Genomic DNA, 17,718 nt, shown 5'->3' with positions numbered 1-17,718 from the left:
TACGCGCAGAGTATTGGCAAAGGCTTTGACCTTTTATTAACAAACAGAAATCAGGTTTTATTTTGGGGCGACCACCGCGACAAATGGCGAATTGGCCTTGAAGCCGGGATAAGAATACCATTAAATTAATAAGCATCATGCAAACAGTATCAAAGCAACCCGCAATTATCAGACTGCCACACTTTGGCTATGTAGTAGGGGGCATTGCCCTTGTTGTCCTTTCACTGATTGCTGAACCATACTTGCACCGATTTAATACATATGTCATAATCGCTACAATTGCCCTGGGTTTATTGATGGTAGAAGGAACGCTTCTTTCCGTCTTATATAATGCTTTCGTATCTAAAAAAAGCCGATTAAACCAGTTATCTAACAAAAACAGATTGTTAGCTTTTGTTGTAATCATTATAACCTTTATCTGGTCACTGATGCTTTTCGAGATCAGCAAGGGCGTATATTTTTCTGTATTCGCACATAAAATATAACACACAAGAGGTACGGCTAAGTAAAGATGGTAAGAAATTGCCATCTTTTTTTTTAACCCAATTATTCAAAATGGAAGAAAAAAAGGAATTACAGAAGCTGCATGGTATGCTGCAATTTGTAGTATACCTGTTAATTTTCTTTGAGATAATCATCTTTGTTTATGCAGACCGGATTTTTATTTCAGGAAAGTTAGGCAAGGGCTTTGCCCAATTATTTGAAAAACTGTCACACTTAATTATTTACAGAAATATTTTCTACAGCAAGTTTGCCATTTTATGTATTATCTGCTTGGTATCTATTGGCACATTAAGCAAAAAAAGGCTTGATTTAGACCCGAAGAAACACATTGTTTATCCCCTTACGGTCGGATTACTGCTCTTTTTTGGGAGTATTTGGTTTCTTAACAGACACGGCCAGGATATTTTTCCTTATACATCATGGTATAACGTTGGTTTTATAGTAAGCTCCTTAGTGGGGGCCGTACTTATTCATACTTCAATGGATAACATTTCTAAGATCATTCATAGTGGTTTTGGTAAGGATGAATGGAACGTTGAGGGTGAAAGTTTTATGCAGTCGATTAAAGCTGATGTTACACCTTATTCGGTGAACATACCCATGCAGTTTTATTATAAAAAGAAAGTTCATAATGGCTTTATTAATGTAGTGAACCCGTTTAGAGGCACCATCCTTATAGGCACCCCAGGCTCAGGTAAATCGTTTGGAGTGGTAAACCCCTTTATTCGTCAAATGATAGCTAAGGGATATACCATGTGCCTTTACGACTTTAAATTCCCCGACCTGGGCCAGATCGCCTATTATCATTATCTATTAGCCAAGCAAAACGATAAGATTAAGGACTACCAATTTAATGTTATTAATTTAGATAGAGTTGAAAAAAGCAAACGAATTAACCCGTTAAGGGCAGATTATATTGAAACGCTGGCCGATGCATCCGAAACAGCGGAGGCCATTGTAGAAAGCTTGCAAAAGAGCGATAGCAGCGGTGGAAGTGATAAGTTCTTTACGCAATCCGCAGTTAACTTTTTAGCATCATGTATTTACTTTGTATCAAGGCACGAGCAGGGCAAGTATTCAACATTTGCCCATCTATTGGCGTTTCTTAATAGAACCTATGAGGAAATTTTTCAATGCTTAACCCGGTTCCCTGTACTGGAAAGCTTATTGTCTCCTTTTCGGTCGGCACTTGAAAAAAAGGCTTATGATCAATTAGAGGGGCAAATCGGAACTTTGAAGATTTTTATTTCGCGATTAAATACCGAGGAAACAGCGTGGGTATTTTCAGGGGATGATTTTAACTTGAAGATTAGTGACCCTAAAAATCCATCAATATTGATTTTGGCAAACAGCCCGGCCACGCAAAATATTAATTCTACCTGCTACGCGGTTGTTGTAAATCGGTTGACCAGGTTAATCAATACAAAGGGGAATTTACCTACTGCCATCATTGCGGATGAAGCCCCTACCCTCTTTATCCATAAGATAGAAAATCTAATATCAACCGCGAGAAGCAATAAAGTGGCGGTTTTATTAGGCTTGCAGGAGTTGCCCCAGTTGAAACAGTTACAAGGTAAAGACACAGCAACAACGATTACCGCTGTAATTGGCAATGTTCTTTCAGGTTCAGTGCGTAATAAAGAAACTTTAGATTGGTTGGAGCGATTGTTTGGTAAGAAAAAACAAATTGGCGAAGGCTTAAGCATCGACCGTTCAAAAACATCTGTATCACTGAATGAAAAATACGACCCTCTTATTCCTGCCGGTAAAATTGCCCAGTTGGGTACCGGGGAATTAGTTGGATTACTTGCAGCAGACGTTAGTAATGACTATACCGGTAAGTACACCACGTCTAATATACACTGCAAGGTGAACTTAAATTATGCCGACATTCAGCGGGAAGAAAAGGGTTACCGGGAGTTGCCGGACTTCTATGATTTCAAAGGCAATAAGTCCAAAATCTTAAACGCCAATTTTTTGAAAATCCGCAAAGAAGTAGACAACATAATTGAGTATTATTCCCACTAATGCTATCATTCCAATACCGGAGCGCCCGCAGATCAGGCCCGGTCACCGTTCATAATGATAGCAATTCATTTCGCCGGCACGCAGCTTCACAGCTGCTTTTGATAGCATTATCTTTTTTAGCAGATCTTCCGGAGTATCGTTAATGATAGCATTTTGGTTCTCTGCAGAGAACCAGGCCTGGAAATTATGATAGTATTTTTCCTTGGCCGACCGGTTGATCATTCACCATTTTGATAGTATAAGTATGAAGCAACTAAATATTTGCCTAACCATGCTTTTTCTTTTTGCCGTCAATGGCTATGCCCAGGAATTTAATTCTGTTATAAGGAATGAACAGGTTAATACCGTTGAAGTCAAGAAAAAGCCAGTAATTAAAGATACGGTCGTTAAGGAAACGATTATTCGTGACACAGCATATAGTTCTAACTATTTACCGGATAAGGAACCGCTTGCCTTAGCCTCTTTGCCTTTGAATGACATTAAGCTTACTTCGGGGTTTGGGTACCGCATCCACCCCATTCTTGGTAATATAAAGTTTCATAATGGTATTGATCTGTCCGCGAGAGAGGCCAATATTTTTTCTGTCCTTCATGGCATCGTAGTTATTTCTTCCTATGATAACATCATTGGAAATTACGTAGTCATTAATCATGGACTGTATGAAACGACTTACGGTCACTTATCCGTTCGCTTTGTAAAAGCCGGTGATTTAGTAAAGGCCGGAACCATTATAGGAATTAGCGGACGCACTGGCCGCGTTACGGGTGAGCATCTTCATTTTATCGTCAAGTACCGCGGCCAAAGCATAAACCCCCTACCCTTCTTACGGGAGATTATGACAGTTAACCGTAAGGAAGAATTAACCAATTTTTTAACTAAAGCAAGTGATAATGTCAACTAAAATCAAGACAGAACTTTCGCTGCAAAAGAAGTTGCAGCTTGTAGCCGATGGAGCCAGCGTAGAACTCACCAAAGGCGAGGCTGAATTATACGGCGTAGACGTTGCCGATATACTGCCTGATGAAGATTTGGACGAAGAAATGGAGGTTCCAAATGGCAACTGAAACAAAAAAGATGTACGAACTGGTTGCTGAAAAAATTATTGAGCAACTGAAACTGGGTACCGCACCCTGGCAAAAGCCTTGGAATAGCGCGGGGACAGATTATAGTATGCCCTACAATGCGGTTACGGGGAACCCCTATAAGGGTTTAAACGCTTTATACCTGCACTTATTCAGTCCTTATCAAGACCCACGTTGGGCGACATTTAAACAGGCTGAAAGCGAGGGTTGGCAAGTACAGAAAGGCGCAAAAGGGTTTATGATAAACTTCGTTAAAACCCACGATTTAAGAACAAAATTGGACGAGCATAAGCGCCCGGTTACCGATGCGGAGGGCAAGCCAATTAAAATAAAGGTTGAATTAGCAAATCCTATTATCACAAAAGCCTGGGTATTTAATGCCGAGCAAATTAAGGGTATTCCCGCCTTGCCGGTTCGTGACGTTGCTGATATCGAATTATGGGAAAAAGTGTCGCGGGCTGAAAATATAATTAAAGCATCGGGAGCCAAAATTGAGCATGTGGCCGGTGATCGCGCTTTTTATAGTCCCCTGTTTGACAAAATCAACATGCCGAATCGACCGCAGTTTGAATCCGCAGACCGGTACTATTCCACTCTGTTGCATGAATTGGGACATTGGACAGGCCACCACTCAAGGCTTGACAGGGATTTAGTAAATAGGCATGGAAGCCCTGATTATGCGCGTGAGGAATTGAGGGCAGAAATCGCTTCAATGATACTGGGCAATGAACTTAAAATAGGCCACGACCCACAACAACACATTGCCTATGTTGATAGCTGGATTAAGGTATTAACGGACACGCCGTATGAAATTCATGCAGCAGCTGCCGATGCCCAAAGGATATTTGATTATGTGATGGATTTTGAGCGAAAACTCGAAGAGAAGCAGGAAACGACAAGGGCCCTTGATTACAATCCCAACACTTTACAAAAAGGCGATATCATTAAATATAATGGTACATCATACGAAGTTTTGGAAGCCGAAAAGAAAAACTTTCTTATTCAGGATTTAACCAATAAGCATAAGGTGCAGCTTACTACTACAGATGGGCTTTTTAACTCGTTGGTTGATGCCAAAAGAAACAATAGAAATTCGATTTCCGTGCTTGATAAGCACAACGATAAAGTAGTTGAACCCGATTATAGCATTTCCACCGCCGATGCGAAGATCAGCCAGGCCGACAATAGTTTTAAAAGGAAAATCTAAACACACTTAAAATGAAAGAACAATTAAACAACCAATTGCCTTTAAAAGACCTTGAAAATGTAGGTTTATACAAGGGGGGCGCGATTACAATGGAGTGGGAAAATATTAACGCTTTAAAGCGCGGGAACATGACTGATCTCGTAGAGCTTAAGAACGTTAAAGGTAATGACGGCTTTGAAATTGAAGCTATGGAGGCTCGTCTATCAGTTGTAGACGAAAACGGCGAAAGCAAGCTAAGAATTGACCCGGTTTACAAAGACGTTCAAAAGCATCCACTGCTAACCGATCAGGAACATGAGCAGCTTGTAAGCGGCCAGGTAGCTAATATTAAAAAAGAAGTGATTGATAAAGGCGGCAATCCGACTACAGAGATAATTGAGTTTGATAACCTAACAAACCAGTTTTTAAGTTACGACCCCCGTAAACTGAAAATACCGGAATCAATTAATAATGAAACACTATCGCCGGAAAAGAAGCGCAAACTTAGAGAGGGCGAGGTTATTACCCTATCCGATGGAACGGAAGTACAGTATAGAACCTCTGATAAAAATGGTTTACGATCAAACCGGTCAGCTTTGGTACTTTCACTTTTGATTGATGGAGGCTTAAGCTATCTACTATTTACGGGAATCAGCCGTTTATTAGGTAAGGAATCAGCCGAAGAAAAATCTTATTCTAAAGGTTATCTAACCGCCTTGAAAGAGGTGGAAAAACAGTTAGAGCGGAAACAGAAGAAGTTTCCAAATGATAAGTCCATTGCTAACGAACTAAATGTTGTCAAGCATGAATTTAGCAACGCATCTGCAATGGCTCCCGCCGAATTAAACAGCCTTCGGGTAAAAGATGCAGACGATATTGAAAATGAATACAGTGTGAACGACCCCGATCACGGGAAAAATAAGACTGTAGGTGATGATGAAAACAGCCCTGAAAATTCAAGAGGCCGAGGCCGATAGGACTTCGGTACCGATCCTATCCCGTTTAGGCGTTGGAATTTCCATCCAGCGCCTATTTATAAACTCCTTCAATGTAGATCATGCGGGCAGATTGATTTTTAATTATATTTATAATGACCAGTTGAAGGATAACGAAGTGTTGGGCTTTAAAACGGTAAAGCTTGCTTGCACAAAAGGACTTTGGTTGGCCGGGGATGCAAATAAACCCACTTCGATCTTTTTATCTTTCTCCGCAATGGAAGCTATTGCCTTTGCTCACTTAAACGCATCTAAATTTAATGGATTTTCCCGCTGTTTATTTATCGCCCTGGGCGTAACGCCCTCAAAGCATCAAATCGACCTCATTAAGCAGCAATATAAGAACTGCAAGTTTCACACGGTTTTCAGTAACGATCTAATTGGTAAAATTTATGATTGCAAAGCTTCGCTTTGGCTTACCAACAAAGACTGTTCGTTTCTTTTATCGAATGACGTTATTACGGTTACTGCCGTAACCGAAAATGAACCGGCAAAAAAAACCGTCGGTATTTTGCGTGATCAATTCTCATATTTTGCATTCCACCGACAGTTTGGAAAACGCAGTAACATAAAAACGCATAAGCCGAGTGATCGAAAATACTCGTCTTTTATGAGCTACTTAGCCCATAAAAACGGCTTTTAGCCGAATACGTCTTTATATCAATATATCAAAATATAAATAAATCATTTTATGAATAATGCCGTTAAATGCCCGGTTTGCAATCAAGGTGATTTGATCGAGGGCGAAAAGGGTTATATGTGTAATCACTTTAAGAATCTTGAAGATAAATGCAGCTTTATGATTTTCAAATCTTATTTCGGTAAGGAAATGACCCCTGAACTAATTAGCCAGCTTGTGGTAAGCAAGGAAACGGTCTTTTTTGATGATTTGATTACTAAAGGAAATAAAAGGTTTTCTGCAAAGTTGATTATTGAAAATGGTGTTGTTAAGCCATCTTTTCAAAACAAAATGTTAGATAGCCCCTGCCCGATATGTGGTAAAAAGGTGCATGTTTTAAGTAAAGCGTTTATTTGTGAGGGCGCTTTTAATAAAGATTGCGACTTGTATATTAACAAGAACGTAGCAAGCGTGGTTTTGTCTGATTATGATGCGGAGGTGCTTTTAAATGGCAGTTCGACAGCGTATAGGAATGATTTTTTAAGCAGTAATAATAAGCTGTTTGGTGCAAAGCTGTTTCTTGATAATGAGTACCAGGTCAAGTTTAATTACGAAATAGGCAAGTGCCCAAAATGCCTTACTGGTAGCGTTTCGGTTAATAACTGGGCGTATGGATGCTCAAATTTTAAGAACCATATTAAGTGTGATTTTACCGTTTGGAGAGAGATTTTCGGTAAAAAAATTACGCCGGTGGAGTTTTTAGGTTTGTGCCAAAATGGGCGGTCAGAAATAACAAAATTTAAATCAAGTAAGAACGAAGAATATACCGGCTTTTACCAATTTGATAAAGATTTTAAGCTCGTTATTGTAAAAAGTTCTTAAAAGTAAGGGGTGGGCATCCCCTACGGGCGGGCTATCCGTTCATATCTTTTTGCCCCCACTATACCTTCCCACGCAAAAAGGATAACCACTACTATCCCTGATGCTCATTACCGAGTATTCATTTAAGATTTTTAACCATTAAAATTTATAGTACTATGGAAATTAAGCCAAATCCGGTTCAGGTGATACCACCTACCAATGAACAAAAAGAGCTTTTTGAGGCTCCATTTAAACAAGATGCCGACCTTGCGGTAGCACTGGAAAAACCAAAACTTACCACGGAGCAATTGACCTCTATTCCTGATGTGATAGATGGTTACCAGCTATCAGTTAAAGACAAGCACGATTTATTACTTGATGCTCTGGTAGTTGATCAGAAAGAGTTATACTACTTTGTCGATGATAAGGGGTATATTATGAGACATTTTACGGATGAACCCACCGATGAAGCTAAGAGATTTGTTAATTTTGAGGACGTATTAATGAATATGAAGGAAACTCAACTTAACGAACAAAACTTTGAATACCTCAAAAAAAGCCTTAAATACCTGGGATTTGGGGAAAATCTTAATTACGCATTAGAGGTTCGGCTAAAAGGGGGTTCGGATAAATTTACCCTGGGCGCATCGGCTGCATTCGCAACCGCCACCGCTAAGGACATGGTAAATTATGAGTTGAGGTTTAGTAAAAGTAAAACCACCGACAACTATTTTTTGAACGACTATAAGGCGACCCTTGAAAAAGGCAACGCGAACGGCACTACGCAGGAGCCTATCAGCCGCGTGTTTGTTTTAAACAAAGGCAATGATATTACCGCTAAAGAAGCGTACAATCTTCTTTCCGGTCGATCTATTCAAAAAAATGCCGAGGTTGCTGATAGATTTACTGTCTTAGCCGCCAATCAGGAAGTGGCTAAGGTTTTGAATATGCCTGATGCAAAAGCCAAAATTCAAGAATTAGTTAAGACAGGCGCTGCCGGTGATTACGCCATCCAAGGCAAGGATAACGTAACCATCAAGACGTTTGATAAAAACGGTAAGGAAACGCCGGTCAAAACCGCGCGTGAAAACTTGCAGCTTATTCATGCTTTTATACAGAAGAACGATAAAGGGAACGACGATATTCCGTATGATGTTCGCGATATGGCCGGTGCAAAGCAGATGGTCAAGGAACTTATAAAAGATAAGAATACGGCCAGCTTAACGCTTACTGAAAAAGGCGTGCCAATTGGTAAATTTGACGAAAAGGGCAAGGAGATAGACCTCGCACCAACAAAAAGAAAAGAAGAAGTTTGGATGAAGCTGGATTTTGAAAAGAAAAACGATCAGGGCGAGTTTCCTTTTAAAACTTTCTTTAAAAATTACGGGTTTGACCTTGATAAAGCAGTAACAGCACATCCTATAAAGGAACTAAACGACCCCGATCAACGGGAACGTTTAATGTCATCCTTAAAACGGGGAAACCTTCAATCGGTAACTCTCGAAAAGAACGGCACCGAGGAAAAAGCATTTGTCGCCGCAAGTCCGCAGTTTAAAAACTTAAGCCTTTATGATAAAGACTTGAAGCTTGTGTATGAAAAGCCACAGGACATTAAGGTTCAGAATCAGGAAGACAAAGGCTATCAACGAGGCCGATAACATGAACAGTATCGGCATACCCAACCAGGAACGATACTTACAATTAAGCCCCACCATTACCTACTGCTTTTTATCAGTCTTTGGGCTGCTATTATTGGCAGTTACTTTTTTGGCAGGGGCTTTTTGGTTAAACATGTTATGTTTACCTGCCATTGTAGTATTAGCTATCGCCTTTTATCGGTTTTTTTATAACCGTTCAATGCTTTATATCCTTACCGAAGAAACCTTAAAAGTTCGCACTGGGATTTTCAGCTATACGCTTGTAACGCTCGAATTATACAGGGTTAAAGACTATATTATTAAGCAAGACCTTATCATGAGGCTGTTTAAAATAATGACACTTACCCTTTATACCACAGATAAACAAGACCTCGTAATTGCCTTAACTGGCATCCCTCAGTCAAACCTAAATGATACGATCAGGGAGTTGGTGCAACGCGCGAGAGCAAAGAGTAAAATAATCGAAATTAATTAATCCAATTACACTTATGAAAAATCTATTATCCCTATGCCTGATGGCATTACTATTTACCGCTTGCAGTAAAGACAAGCAAAACGATATAAAAACACCATCTGAAAAAAAAGTAAGGGTTGAAGTTGCTTTTGGAGGCAGCTACCAGAATTATCAACTTTTATTTGCAGTTAATTCTTTAACAAAAGGTTCAGGTGATTTTGTTGAGCCAGTGATCACCACCCCTGCAAATACCCAATGGACGCAGGTAGTTTCACAAGGCAACGCTTATAATTATATAGGTGATTTAACTGGTGCCAATTTTACAGTTCAAAGCAAGGATGCTGTTAACCGGTTAGGTTTTACCTTGTCTGCAACTCAAACAAGGAATACTGATGATACTTCCCAGGTTCCGCTATCCGCAAGCATTAAAGTCTACGCAGACGATAAGCTTATTGCTACGTATGCTTATGTAGCATTACCAGCAGGCCAGGTTACACAGCCAGTATCAGAAAACTTGGATATATCGGCATATTGATATTTTCTTTTGCTGTAGATTTAGAGTATAATAGAGGCGATGGCCGAGGTCGTCGCCCTTTTATTTTTTATATTTGGTCTTTGCTTACCGTTTCATAATCAATGGTTATTACCCAGTCAAGCTTTTTTCTAATCGTATTGGCCATAGGCATTTATTGCCTATACAGTATTTTATCTAAACGCGAAAAACGAAAACGAATACTGTTTGTAAAAACCGGGTTTGAACTGTTAGGTCAAAATAGTTCATTTATAAAATGCCACAAATTCTATAAGTTAAAGGATTATGACCACCTTAATGCCGATGGTGTAACCCGGTCTAAATACTCGACATACCGTAAGTTTAATAAAGGATTCCTTATAGAAATCATTTTTAAAAACGGTGCAATAACCAGTGTAACCTTTAGGCAGCGCGGAGCTTCCGTTCAAAACTTTAACAATTTTAAAGACCGCAATATAAATGCAGCCCGAACCCAAGGTGCAGTAAAAAACAAATTTGGGTTTTATGTTCTTCCCAAAAGTACCTTGTCATTTCACGATGGGTATTTCATGGTGAATGAGCAAGGTAGTTAATGCAATCATTTTTATTCCGGAGCGTTCCCGGGGAGGAGCTGATCGGCGCAATAGATGATAGCATTTTACTAACCCGGCACCAGGCGCAGTCCGTAAAAGTGATAGCATTTAATAACTCTGATTTATTTATATGTTTGAGATATCCGTTTTGACATTCAATGACTTAAAAGAGTTTAAAGAAATGGGTTTTGAGGGATTTAAATCAATTAGCGAACTTTTCCAAAGCAGTTCAACCCTACCTGATGAACAAGGTGTTTATTGCATCCTTACGCCAATTAATGGAATATGTAATTTTTTAGAGGTTGGTTGTGGAGGACACTTCAAAGGCAAGAACCCGAATGTTAGTTTACAGGAACTTAAGCGAAATTGGGTGTTAGGCAGCCAGGTTATCTACATTGGCAAAGCGGGCGGGGAAGGGCGAAAATCAACATTAAGGACACGATTAAGGCAATATTTAAAATTTGGGCACGGAAAGCCAGTTGGCCACTGGGGAGGCAGATTAATTTGGCAAATACAAAATTCGTCCGATTTAATTGTTTGTTGGAAATCTTTACCAAGCCAAGAGCCAAGAGAGTATGAGGCTGAATTGATAAGACATTTTGTTTCGAGGTTTGGACAGCGGCCTTTCGCAAACTTTACTGATTGATATTATACCTTCAGGGTATATTTATTATTTTGTTAATTTTGATTTGAATCGCACAATCACCTATGAGCACAACAACCGATAATCCTAAAAACATTCATCATGGCCGTAACGTCAAACGTTTTAGAGAAATGTTTGGTTTGAAGCAAGATGCGCTCGCTTTTGAACTTGGTGATGATTGGAGCCAAAGGAGGGTTTCACTTTTGGAAGCCAAAGAAACGATAGAACCCGATTTACTCACGCGCGTGGCTAAAGCTCTAAAGGTTCCGGAAGAAGCAATCAAGAATTTTGATGAAGAAAAAGCTATTTATAACATCCAAAATAACTACGAAGGTTCATCCAGCAATTACAGCGGCCTTTACCACTGTACTTTTAATCCGCTTGATAAATTAATGCAGCTTGTTGATGAAAATAAGAAGCTTTATGAACAGCTGCTTGCCAGCGAACGCGAGAAGGTGGAATTGCTTAAAAATAGCTCTAAATAAGGAATTAGAATGATAGCATAATCAGCTGCCGGCAACGAGATCTCAGCTTTATTTTGATAGCATAAATCTCGCCTGCAGATCTACTTAGTTTCAGTTTTTGATAGCATAACCCCATGTTTACTTAGTTTTACTATGGATATATTAAGCCGAAAAGAGCAAAAAAAAATTTATTCATCTATAGTATCTAAACAAGAGTCAGACGAACGTGTGATAAGTTCAAAAGCATCTTTAATCCCTGGCTTTTTTGGATGGGAGATGTTCGCTTTTAAGTCCCTAAATGAACTACTGCTTTGGTACTCAAACAAAGATAAACCGTATAAGGTGGTTGAGGCATTGGATGATTTTACAAAGGTTCATGTTAAATATATACCCGTTTATGTATCAAGAAACAACATTGGCCCCAGTCAAAATTTCAGACTACCCCCAGAGTGTATTCGTAAGGTTTCTGATTTCTTAAAGAGTAGATTTTTAGCTAAAGATCATTCATCCGCGAATATTGCAAGGTCAAACAAAACCATTGATACCACTATCAAACAAATTGATAAGGAGCATGTAATTAAGAAAATGCTTCAACAAAAACCGGTCAGATATTATTCTGTTGCTTTTATAGATTGCAGAATTTCCAAAATTAATAATCATCATTAATCCTTCCCGTTTAGCTTTATTTTTAATATGCGAAGGTGTAACTGTTGCTTTATATCCATCAAGGGTACATGAACGGTTCGTACCTCACCGCCCTTGACAGATACGCTTCCAGTTTCTTTACCACTGCAATAAAAAATAAAGCTTATTGTTATGGAAACGAACATTCATCAAGATTTTTTAACTGAAAACCACTACACTAAAACCATCGGCAGTACTACCGTAACCGTTCATTTCAGATTTAAACCTTACAATGTGCTTAAGGATAACGGCTTGCCTTGTATATCGCATTTGCAGATTAGCCACATTAACCAGGTTACCGGTAAGAAAAATGGCAAATCGCACTATTTTCACCCTGAAACCTTAATTGGTTACACATCCTTTCCGGTTTTCGCAGAAGATGCCATCACACATTTTATTAAAGAGGGTTATATCGAAATTGATACCGAAACCCAATATTCCCTTTTCTAATCGATCAGGGAATTAGTTATAAGGTACTGCTTTTATGCTTAATTTTGGATATCACTTAACTAAGTTGACAAGTATGCGTGTAATAGAAATCACTTACAAAAAGCCTGCAAACTTACTGATTGAGGCTTTACAAAAACACTGCTCGGCGCTAATGGCCGAGCCTGAAATTTATGGTATAACCACCCTTAAGGATATAGAAAATAAAATTTGGGAACATGCAAAAACACAACAAGGTTCGTTCCCGCGATGTAGCTTAGACAATTTGGAAGTGATTTTAAACCGCACAATTACCAGTGAGTGGTATAATTTGCTTTACAGGGGCGAACATACTATGATATCAATTTTTGCTCGCCCTGATGCCTATGCGGATTGTTTTCTTGAGCTTGATAACAATAGGAAATTAAATTGATAGCAAAACTTGCGCCTGGAGAAAGTCCGGGCTTTCATTTCTGATAGCATAATTTTATGGCCAGCTCAACCGGCGCCAGCATATTTGATAGCATTTTACTATATATAGAGGGTGTTATGTTTAAGGTAACACTTGGGAGTTAGTCCTATTATCAGTTTAAATACAAAGTTCGGCCCATAACCCCGAAACGTGGGCAGCGCCCGAATCCCCCCGCCAATAAATTTGAAAACAAAATGGGTATCCCTGGGGGAACCCACCGCATTTTCTTTCCGAAATTTTTTGCACTTATTCAGTCTTAGAGCCGAGTAACCGCATGTAAACTAATTCAGGTTTACGTAAAATTTAAAATCATGGAAAATTTTAGGTTAAACAACACTTTTGAATTTAATCAATTTATGGGCGGTTCGGAAAACGTGTACAGATTCAATTTTGGAATACTGATCACCGAGGGTGTTAAATACCTTGCTGATAAATATGAATGCTACTGGCTGCTTGATATGATCTGTATACATTCGCGAGACATTAAAGATACAGAAGAATTTCAAGTGTGGATTTTAAAACGGCTTGTAGGCTCATACTTTAAGCTATCTGTTGAGGACGGGAATAAAAATGTTATCAAAGTAATTGATATTCCAATTTCAGACTTTGAGGCTGATGAAGTCCACCTTTGGTTAGAAAATGAAGTTATACATTTACCCAATGAACATTAATAATAGCCCCTTACGGGGCTTTTTTTATGATTTTATTTAAACCCCTACCCTATTTCGAGGGATATCGTCAAATTGAAATAAAACCATATTTTTACTTTACATTGTTTTCAAACAAGTTTGGTATTGTGGTTTAAATATATAATGATATCTTTGTATCAAGATATCAAATTTTTAATTCCATAATAAACGTAATAAAATGGCAAAATCTGATAAGGTAGGAAAAGCGACTGCAAAACGACAACGCATAATAATGCTTCCAGAGGTAAAGAATTATATAATTCAGCCTAATCGGATTACAAACGCTGTATACAACTATACTCTTATCCAAGAGAAAATATTTACGGCTATTATGTTTTATCTTCAAGAGCCGATTAACCAGTCCATGAAGAATGTTAATCTTTATCAGCTTGATTTATTTACTAAGAGCGAAAAAGTACGCATTACAATTCCATTAAGGGAGATCGCAAAGCCAAGACAGTACGGAGAGGTTAAAGAAGCTATGCAGCAGATGGCCGGAATTGTAATGACCATACCCTACCTGGATGCCAATGAAAAAAAGAGAAAAAAGATCACCAGCCTTTTTAGCTTTGACGTACCCGAGCAAGCGGAGTACCAATCAAACGTTATAATTGAAATGGAAAAGTTGGTTGCGGAAATACTCATAGATATTGACAAAGACCCATCCAACCAAAGACCGATCAACTATACGCGTTACATTTATGAGATCGCGCAAAATTCAAGAAATAAGTATACCGCTCGATTATATAAAATCATTTCAAGCTGGAAGAAAAAAGGTGGTTTTATTATTTCATTGGACGTGCTTAAAGAACAATTGGGAGTGACCGGCCAGTACCCCAATTACTATGATTTCAAAAGAAGGGTATTACTTCCTGCTTATGAAGAATTACTTGAAAAAGCTGATTGCTGGTTTAATTGTAAAGGCAAGGATTTTGAGGTTCGGGACGGTAAAACTGTAACCCATCTATCATTTAAAGTTATCACGCCGGAGTTTGCAGAAGAAGATAGTAAAAAGACGGCCTATATAGACCGCATATTACGCGATAATTATAAATTCACTGATACTGATATCAAATCTATTGAAAGTGTGCTTAAAAGCCCTGAAATTGAGCGACAGGGTATACTTAAGAAGATCATGGAGGTGAGCGAACATATATCAGTTAATGAAATTGGAAATCCTAAAGCTTATCTCATAAAAAGTCTTTTAACCGAATTTGGTAAATAAGTTCGGTTTTTGTCGTTTAGGTTTTATAAAGGAATCTTCAATCTTGTAAGCTGCATGTTCGGTTTTTGTCGTTAATACATTCTGCACCGGCCGGGCTTAAAGATTTTAAAGCATCTTTCGCCTCGGAAAAGCCCTTAATATGATTTGAATGTGATCAGATATGTCGCTTCAATGCCCAAAGACGCTTAAATTGAACTAAAATGTTCGGTATTTGTCGTTCATCTTATTTCCCAGTTCGGAAACTGTCTGGGGTAATGTTCGGTTTTTGTCTAATACAAGTTCGGAAATTGTCGGTGAAGAGTTCGGTTTCTGTCGTACAAAACCTCTGTAACGGCCTGTTATTCATAACGTTTCGGCGGTCTACAATTAACAATTAATTAAAACAATTTTTATTCAAAATAAGGAATTTTTAGTGATATAACTTTTTTCACATAAAAAAACTGCCATTCTGTCCGAAAGATAACACAAATTGGAAAGAAATCAAGATCAAACAAAAGATATGAGAGGGCGCGGCGTTAAAATGTTCGGTTTTTGTCGTAATGCAGATAGTGCGAAATTATCAATGTTCGGTTTTTGTCGTTAATGATAATAATCAACTAAAATGTTCGGTATTTGTCGTAATGAATTAAAAGGGATTTATGTTCGGAATCTGTCAGTTATAAGTTCTATAACGCAAATAGAACAATCAGCAAAAAGAGAATACAAACGGTTACCTGGTTACCTGTCAATATAATGATTAATACATTCTCTTACCACGAGAAGATGCCGAGAAAGCATAGATAACCCATACCAATACAGCTAATCCTATTAACGGCACAGGATGCGTAGACCCCAATGCCCCAATCATTAAAAAGAAGCTAACTATTGTAGCAACCAAAAACTTTCCAAACCCAGTCATAACAGGTACTTTAAGTAAAAAAACATTTGATACATTTATATCAATGTATCTTTATATAAAGGTACAAAGTCTATACCAGAAAAGCAAAAAAGCACATAATATTTATATAAAGATATCAATATATCAAGATATTTTTATATCTTTGATTATTCATTAATCATAAAAATTAAGACAATGGGAGTTTTAACCGTTAGATCAACAGAAACCGAGGATGAATTGATCGAAGAAATTAAAAAAAAATATAGTATCACTGTAAATACTAAAGCCTTGTTGTATGCTGCTCAAAGATGTATGCAGCTTGAAAAAGAAAATGCCGACCTTAAACGCGACAGAGCAAATCTACAGGCTCAGGTAAGCGATTATAGACGCGGCAGTTTGGACTTGTTAAGCGGGATAGCACAATTAACCAAATTAACCAATAAATGATATCTGTATTTAAAGATATCTATATATCAAATATCTAATTATGAGGAATCAATTAGAATCACATCCCCTTTATAAAAAAGCTAAGAGAAAATATTATTTCGACCGTTGGAAATGGGTTGCCTGGAATGCTTTTATCTCACTCCTATTGCTTGCGCGATTAAGACAGAATTATAATTTGTTTGATATGATACTGTTTACGCTCACGTGCGTAGTTACCTTCTTTCTTATGGCAGTTATGCCGAAAACGAGGTTTGAAAACTCAAAGGAATGTGATGATATCAAGCGTCATTTACATGATATTTAGATATCATTATATATAGATACCTACAAATTGCAGCTATTATGGAAACAGAAAAGTATGTCTTTCAAGTTGAACATTTCGGCAGGTTAGAAATGGATGGAGAAAACGTATACAAAGCCTTAGAAACCCTCAAAAAAGAATTAAGCCCGGATATCCACTTTAATATTTTGCAAGCCTATGTTATTAAGAATGGGGATTTTCTAATAGATATATCTGAATTTGTAACGACAGTCAAAGACCTAAAAAGATGAAATTAAATGTACTGGTAATTAACACCGACATTATAAAAGGGGATGACTTAGAAGCGATGATAAAGATTGCGAAGAATGATTATGAGTGTGCAAGGTTGCCCAGTTTTAACCATTATTTGCTTTGCGCAGTACATGATGATGATGTAGAAGATATCTTAACCGATATCGAAGATTTGCATATTAGCAACCCGGCTTATGAAATTACTACGCGAGAAGTAAATAACCAAACTGAATTAAATTCACTGTCATTTATACTGCAAGCTGAACCAAGATAATGATAGCAATTTTTTAATTGAGCATCCACTGATCAGGCCCGGCTTACCGTTGAATTGATAGCATTATTAAAGAATGCCGGCAGCTGCAGCCTTTAAATTTGATAGCATTTTGCTTTCCCGTAGATCTTCCAGGATAAATATTTTGATAGCATTAGACCAGTTTAATGTTACTTTTTGCCCTTTGATATATTAATAGATACCTTTGAAATAATATATACCCAAAATTATCCTTATGAAAACATCGTTTATAGCTTTATTATCAATAGTCATGTTTTTAGGTGCTTGCTCAAATGGTCAGAAAACCGGAGATACTAAAAAGTCTGATACTTTAACCGCTGTTGATACTCCAAAACTGGACACGGTAAAAAAAGACACAATTACGGCCAGTAAACCGAAAAGAGAAACAGACGAAGAACGTGATATGAAGCGTATGAACGATATTGTCAAGAAACGAAAAACAATGAAATAACCAT

General features: G+C 38.0%; 24 protein-coding genes. 23 read left to right on the top strand and 1 reads right to left on the bottom strand.

All coding sequences use genetic code 11. The features are described 5' to 3' along the window. The first annotated feature begins 137 nt into the window (after positions 1–137). Together EAH55_RS30485 and EAH55_RS30480 are read left to right on the top strand one after the other, a co-directional pair. A complete protein-coding gene (locus EAH55_RS30485) occupies positions 138–485 on the top strand; it encodes a hypothetical protein (RefSeq protein WP_121813029.1) in 348 nt (115 codons plus the stop codon). Positions 486–555: 70 nt separating this feature from the next. Then, on the top strand, positions 556–2,532 hold the full coding sequence (locus EAH55_RS30480) for a type IV secretion system DNA-binding domain-containing protein (RefSeq protein ID WP_121813028.1): 1,977 nt from the start codon (positions 556–558) through the stop codon (positions 2,530–2,532). A 42-nt stretch (positions 2,533–2,574) separates the two neighbouring features. On the opposite strand, the gene EAH55_RS30475 is transcribed toward EAH55_RS30480, so the two are convergent. Beyond that, positions 2,575–2,754 carry a hypothetical protein gene (locus EAH55_RS30475; RefSeq protein WP_121813027.1) on the bottom strand — a complete coding sequence of 60 codons (180 nt, stop codon included), beginning with the start codon at positions 2,752–2,754 and terminating at the stop codon, positions 2,575–2,577. A 22-nt stretch (positions 2,755–2,776) separates the two neighbouring features. Between EAH55_RS30475 and EAH55_RS30470 the strand changes: the two genes are divergently transcribed. The 21 genes from EAH55_RS30470 to EAH55_RS30370 all read left to right on the top strand — a co-directional run bounded on the left by EAH55_RS30470 (position 2,777) and on the right by EAH55_RS30370 (position 17,714). After that, complete coding sequence (locus tag EAH55_RS30470) at positions 2,777–3,433, top strand: M23 family metallopeptidase (protein ID WP_121813026.1); 657 nt, start codon at positions 2,777–2,779, stop codon at positions 3,431–3,433. After that, positions 3,423–3,596, top strand: coding sequence for a hypothetical protein (locus EAH55_RS31115; protein WP_162997118.1), 174 nt, complete (start codon positions 3,423–3,425; stop codon positions 3,594–3,596). The genes EAH55_RS30470 and EAH55_RS31115 overlap by 11 nt, the downstream gene beginning before the upstream one ends. After that, positions 3,586–4,821, top strand: a complete 1,236-nt coding sequence (locus tag EAH55_RS30465) for an ArdC family protein (RefSeq protein WP_121813025.1) — start codon at positions 3,586–3,588, stop codon at positions 4,819–4,821. The genes EAH55_RS31115 and EAH55_RS30465 overlap by 11 nt, the downstream gene beginning before the upstream one ends. An 11-nt stretch (positions 4,822–4,832) precedes the next feature. Next, positions 4,833–5,777, top strand: coding sequence for a DUF4099 domain-containing protein (locus tag EAH55_RS30460; RefSeq protein WP_121813024.1), 945 nt, complete (start codon positions 4,833–4,835; stop codon positions 5,775–5,777). Further along, a complete protein-coding gene (locus EAH55_RS30455) occupies positions 5,734–6,438 on the top strand; it encodes a hypothetical protein (RefSeq protein WP_162997117.1) in 705 nt (234 codons plus the stop codon). Before EAH55_RS30460 ends, EAH55_RS30455 begins: the two co-directional genes overlap by 44 nt. Positions 6,439–6,594: 156 nt before the next feature. Then, entirely contained in the window at positions 6,595–7,296 is a 702-nt protein-coding gene (locus EAH55_RS30450; RefSeq protein ID WP_162997116.1) for a topoisomerase C-terminal repeat-containing protein, read from the top strand. Positions 7,297–7,451: 155 nt separating this feature from the next. Further along, the gene (locus EAH55_RS30445) at positions 7,452–8,933 is read left to right on the top strand and encodes a hypothetical protein (protein WP_121813021.1); all 1,482 of its coding nucleotides are present in this window, start codon (positions 7,452–7,454) and stop codon (positions 8,931–8,933) included. Next, positions 8,869–9,408, top strand: coding sequence for a PH domain-containing protein (locus tag EAH55_RS30440; RefSeq protein ID WP_121813020.1), 540 nt, complete (start codon positions 8,869–8,871; stop codon positions 9,406–9,408). The genes EAH55_RS30445 and EAH55_RS30440 overlap by 65 nt, the downstream gene beginning before the upstream one ends. 13 nt (positions 9,409–9,421) lie before the next feature. Next, positions 9,422–9,922 carry a hypothetical protein gene (locus EAH55_RS30435; protein ID WP_162997115.1) on the top strand — a complete coding sequence of 167 codons (501 nt, stop codon included), beginning with the start codon at positions 9,422–9,424 and terminating at the stop codon, positions 9,920–9,922. A 101-nt stretch (positions 9,923–10,023) separates the two neighbouring features. Then, the gene (locus EAH55_RS30430) at positions 10,024–10,491 is read left to right on the top strand and encodes a hypothetical protein (RefSeq protein WP_121813018.1); all 468 of its coding nucleotides are present in this window, start codon (positions 10,024–10,026) and stop codon (positions 10,489–10,491) included. A gap of 130 nt (positions 10,492–10,621) precedes the next feature. Beyond that, a complete protein-coding gene (locus tag EAH55_RS30425; protein WP_208644989.1) occupies positions 10,622–11,137 on the top strand; it encodes a hypothetical protein in 516 nt (171 codons plus the stop codon). Positions 11,138–11,199: 62 nt separating this feature from the next. Next, on the top strand, positions 11,200–11,619 hold the full coding sequence (locus tag EAH55_RS30420; RefSeq protein ID WP_121813017.1) for a helix-turn-helix transcriptional regulator: 420 nt from the start codon (positions 11,200–11,202) through the stop codon (positions 11,617–11,619). A 132-nt stretch (positions 11,620–11,751) separates the two neighbouring features. Then, the gene (locus EAH55_RS30415) at positions 11,752–12,264 is read left to right on the top strand and encodes a hypothetical protein (protein WP_121813016.1); all 513 of its coding nucleotides are present in this window, start codon (positions 11,752–11,754) and stop codon (positions 12,262–12,264) included. A gap of 150 nt (positions 12,265–12,414) precedes the next feature. Further along, positions 12,415–12,732 carry a hypothetical protein gene (locus EAH55_RS30410; RefSeq protein WP_121813015.1) on the top strand — a complete coding sequence of 106 codons (318 nt, stop codon included), beginning with the start codon at positions 12,415–12,417 and terminating at the stop codon, positions 12,730–12,732. Positions 12,733–12,805: 73 nt separating this feature from the next. Beyond that, positions 12,806–13,141 (top strand): hypothetical protein, encoded by a 336-nt coding sequence (locus tag EAH55_RS30405; protein ID WP_121813014.1) that lies wholly within the window; start codon positions 12,806–12,808, stop codon positions 13,139–13,141. 350 nt (positions 13,142–13,491) lie between these two features. Then, on the top strand, positions 13,492–13,851 hold the full coding sequence (locus tag EAH55_RS30400) for a DUF6876 family protein (RefSeq protein WP_121813013.1): 360 nt from the start codon (positions 13,492–13,494) through the stop codon (positions 13,849–13,851). A gap of 196 nt (positions 13,852–14,047) precedes the next feature. Then, complete coding sequence (locus EAH55_RS30395; RefSeq protein ID WP_121813012.1) at positions 14,048–15,094, top strand: replication initiation protein; 1,047 nt, start codon at positions 14,048–14,050, stop codon at positions 15,092–15,094. A 1,072-nt stretch (positions 15,095–16,166) separates the two neighbouring features. After that, positions 16,167–16,418, top strand: a complete 252-nt coding sequence (locus tag EAH55_RS30390; RefSeq protein WP_121813011.1) for a hypothetical protein — start codon at positions 16,167–16,169, stop codon at positions 16,416–16,418. Positions 16,419–16,760: 342 nt separating this feature from the next. After that, entirely contained in the window at positions 16,761–16,970 is a 210-nt protein-coding gene (locus tag EAH55_RS30380; RefSeq protein ID WP_121813009.1) for a hypothetical protein, read from the top strand. After that, on the top strand, positions 16,967–17,245 hold the full coding sequence (locus EAH55_RS30375) for a hypothetical protein (RefSeq protein WP_121813008.1): 279 nt from the start codon (positions 16,967–16,969) through the stop codon (positions 17,243–17,245). Before EAH55_RS30380 ends, EAH55_RS30375 begins: the two co-directional genes overlap by 4 nt. A 232-nt stretch (positions 17,246–17,477) precedes the next feature. Continuing rightward, on the top strand, positions 17,478–17,714 hold the full coding sequence (locus tag EAH55_RS30370) for a hypothetical protein (protein WP_162997114.1): 237 nt from the start codon (positions 17,478–17,480) through the stop codon (positions 17,712–17,714). Positions 17,715–17,718 lie beyond the last annotated feature (4 nt).

The sequence above is a fragment of the Mucilaginibacter kameinonensis genome (assembly GCF_003675385.1).
GTDB lineage: Bacteria > Bacteroidota > Bacteroidia > Sphingobacteriales > Sphingobacteriaceae > Mucilaginibacter > Mucilaginibacter kameinonensis.
This window is presented reverse-complemented; position numbering and strand designations above follow the sequence as displayed.

Excerpts from the sequence above, each read along its gene's own strand:
- EAH55_RS30485 (WP_121813029.1), top strand. The coding sequence starts at position 138 with ATGCAAACAGTATCAAAGCAACCCGCAATTATCAGACTGCCACACTTT.
- EAH55_RS30480 (WP_121813028.1), top strand. The coding sequence starts at position 556 with ATGGAAGAAAAAAAGGAATTACAGAAGCTGCATGGTATGCTGCAATTT.
- EAH55_RS30475 (WP_121813027.1), bottom strand. The coding sequence starts at position 2,754 with ATGATCAACCGGTCGGCCAAGGAAAAATACTATCATAATTTCCAGGCC.
- EAH55_RS30470 (WP_121813026.1), top strand. The coding sequence starts at position 2,777 with ATGAAGCAACTAAATATTTGCCTAACCATGCTTTTTCTTTTTGCCGTC.
- EAH55_RS31115 (WP_162997118.1), top strand. The coding sequence starts at position 3,423 with ATGTCAACTAAAATCAAGACAGAACTTTCGCTGCAAAAGAAGTTGCAG.
- EAH55_RS30465 (WP_121813025.1), top strand. The coding sequence starts at position 3,586 with ATGGCAACTGAAACAAAAAAGATGTACGAACTGGTTGCTGAAAAAATT.
- EAH55_RS30460 (WP_121813024.1), top strand. The coding sequence starts at position 4,833 with ATGAAAGAACAATTAAACAACCAATTGCCTTTAAAAGACCTTGAAAAT.
- EAH55_RS30455 (WP_162997117.1), top strand. The coding sequence starts at position 5,734 with ATGATGAAAACAGCCCTGAAAATTCAAGAGGCCGAGGCCGATAGGACT.
- EAH55_RS30450 (WP_162997116.1), top strand. The coding sequence starts at position 6,595 with ATGATTTTCAAATCTTATTTCGGTAAGGAAATGACCCCTGAACTAATT.
- EAH55_RS30445 (WP_121813021.1), top strand. The coding sequence starts at position 7,452 with ATGGAAATTAAGCCAAATCCGGTTCAGGTGATACCACCTACCAATGAA.
- EAH55_RS30440 (WP_121813020.1), top strand. The coding sequence starts at position 8,869 with ATGAAAAGCCACAGGACATTAAGGTTCAGAATCAGGAAGACAAAGGCT.
- EAH55_RS30435 (WP_162997115.1), top strand. The coding sequence starts at position 9,422 with ATGAAAAATCTATTATCCCTATGCCTGATGGCATTACTATTTACCGCT.
- EAH55_RS30430 (WP_121813018.1), top strand. The coding sequence starts at position 10,024 with ATGGTTATTACCCAGTCAAGCTTTTTTCTAATCGTATTGGCCATAGGC.
- EAH55_RS30425 (WP_208644989.1), top strand. The coding sequence starts at position 10,622 with ATGTTTGAGATATCCGTTTTGACATTCAATGACTTAAAAGAGTTTAAA.
- EAH55_RS30420 (WP_121813017.1), top strand. The coding sequence starts at position 11,200 with ATGAGCACAACAACCGATAATCCTAAAAACATTCATCATGGCCGTAAC.
- EAH55_RS30415 (WP_121813016.1), top strand. The coding sequence starts at position 11,752 with ATGGATATATTAAGCCGAAAAGAGCAAAAAAAAATTTATTCATCTATA.
- EAH55_RS30410 (WP_121813015.1), top strand. The coding sequence starts at position 12,415 with ATGGAAACGAACATTCATCAAGATTTTTTAACTGAAAACCACTACACT.
- EAH55_RS30405 (WP_121813014.1), top strand. The coding sequence starts at position 12,806 with ATGCGTGTAATAGAAATCACTTACAAAAAGCCTGCAAACTTACTGATT.
- EAH55_RS30400 (WP_121813013.1), top strand. The coding sequence starts at position 13,492 with ATGGAAAATTTTAGGTTAAACAACACTTTTGAATTTAATCAATTTATG.
- EAH55_RS30395 (WP_121813012.1), top strand. The coding sequence starts at position 14,048 with ATGGCAAAATCTGATAAGGTAGGAAAAGCGACTGCAAAACGACAACGC.
- EAH55_RS30390 (WP_121813011.1), top strand. The coding sequence starts at position 16,167 with ATGGGAGTTTTAACCGTTAGATCAACAGAAACCGAGGATGAATTGATC.
- EAH55_RS30380 (WP_121813009.1), top strand. The coding sequence starts at position 16,761 with ATGGAAACAGAAAAGTATGTCTTTCAAGTTGAACATTTCGGCAGGTTA.
- EAH55_RS30375 (WP_121813008.1), top strand. The coding sequence starts at position 16,967 with ATGAAATTAAATGTACTGGTAATTAACACCGACATTATAAAAGGGGAT.
- EAH55_RS30370 (WP_162997114.1), top strand. The coding sequence starts at position 17,478 with ATGAAAACATCGTTTATAGCTTTATTATCAATAGTCATGTTTTTAGGT.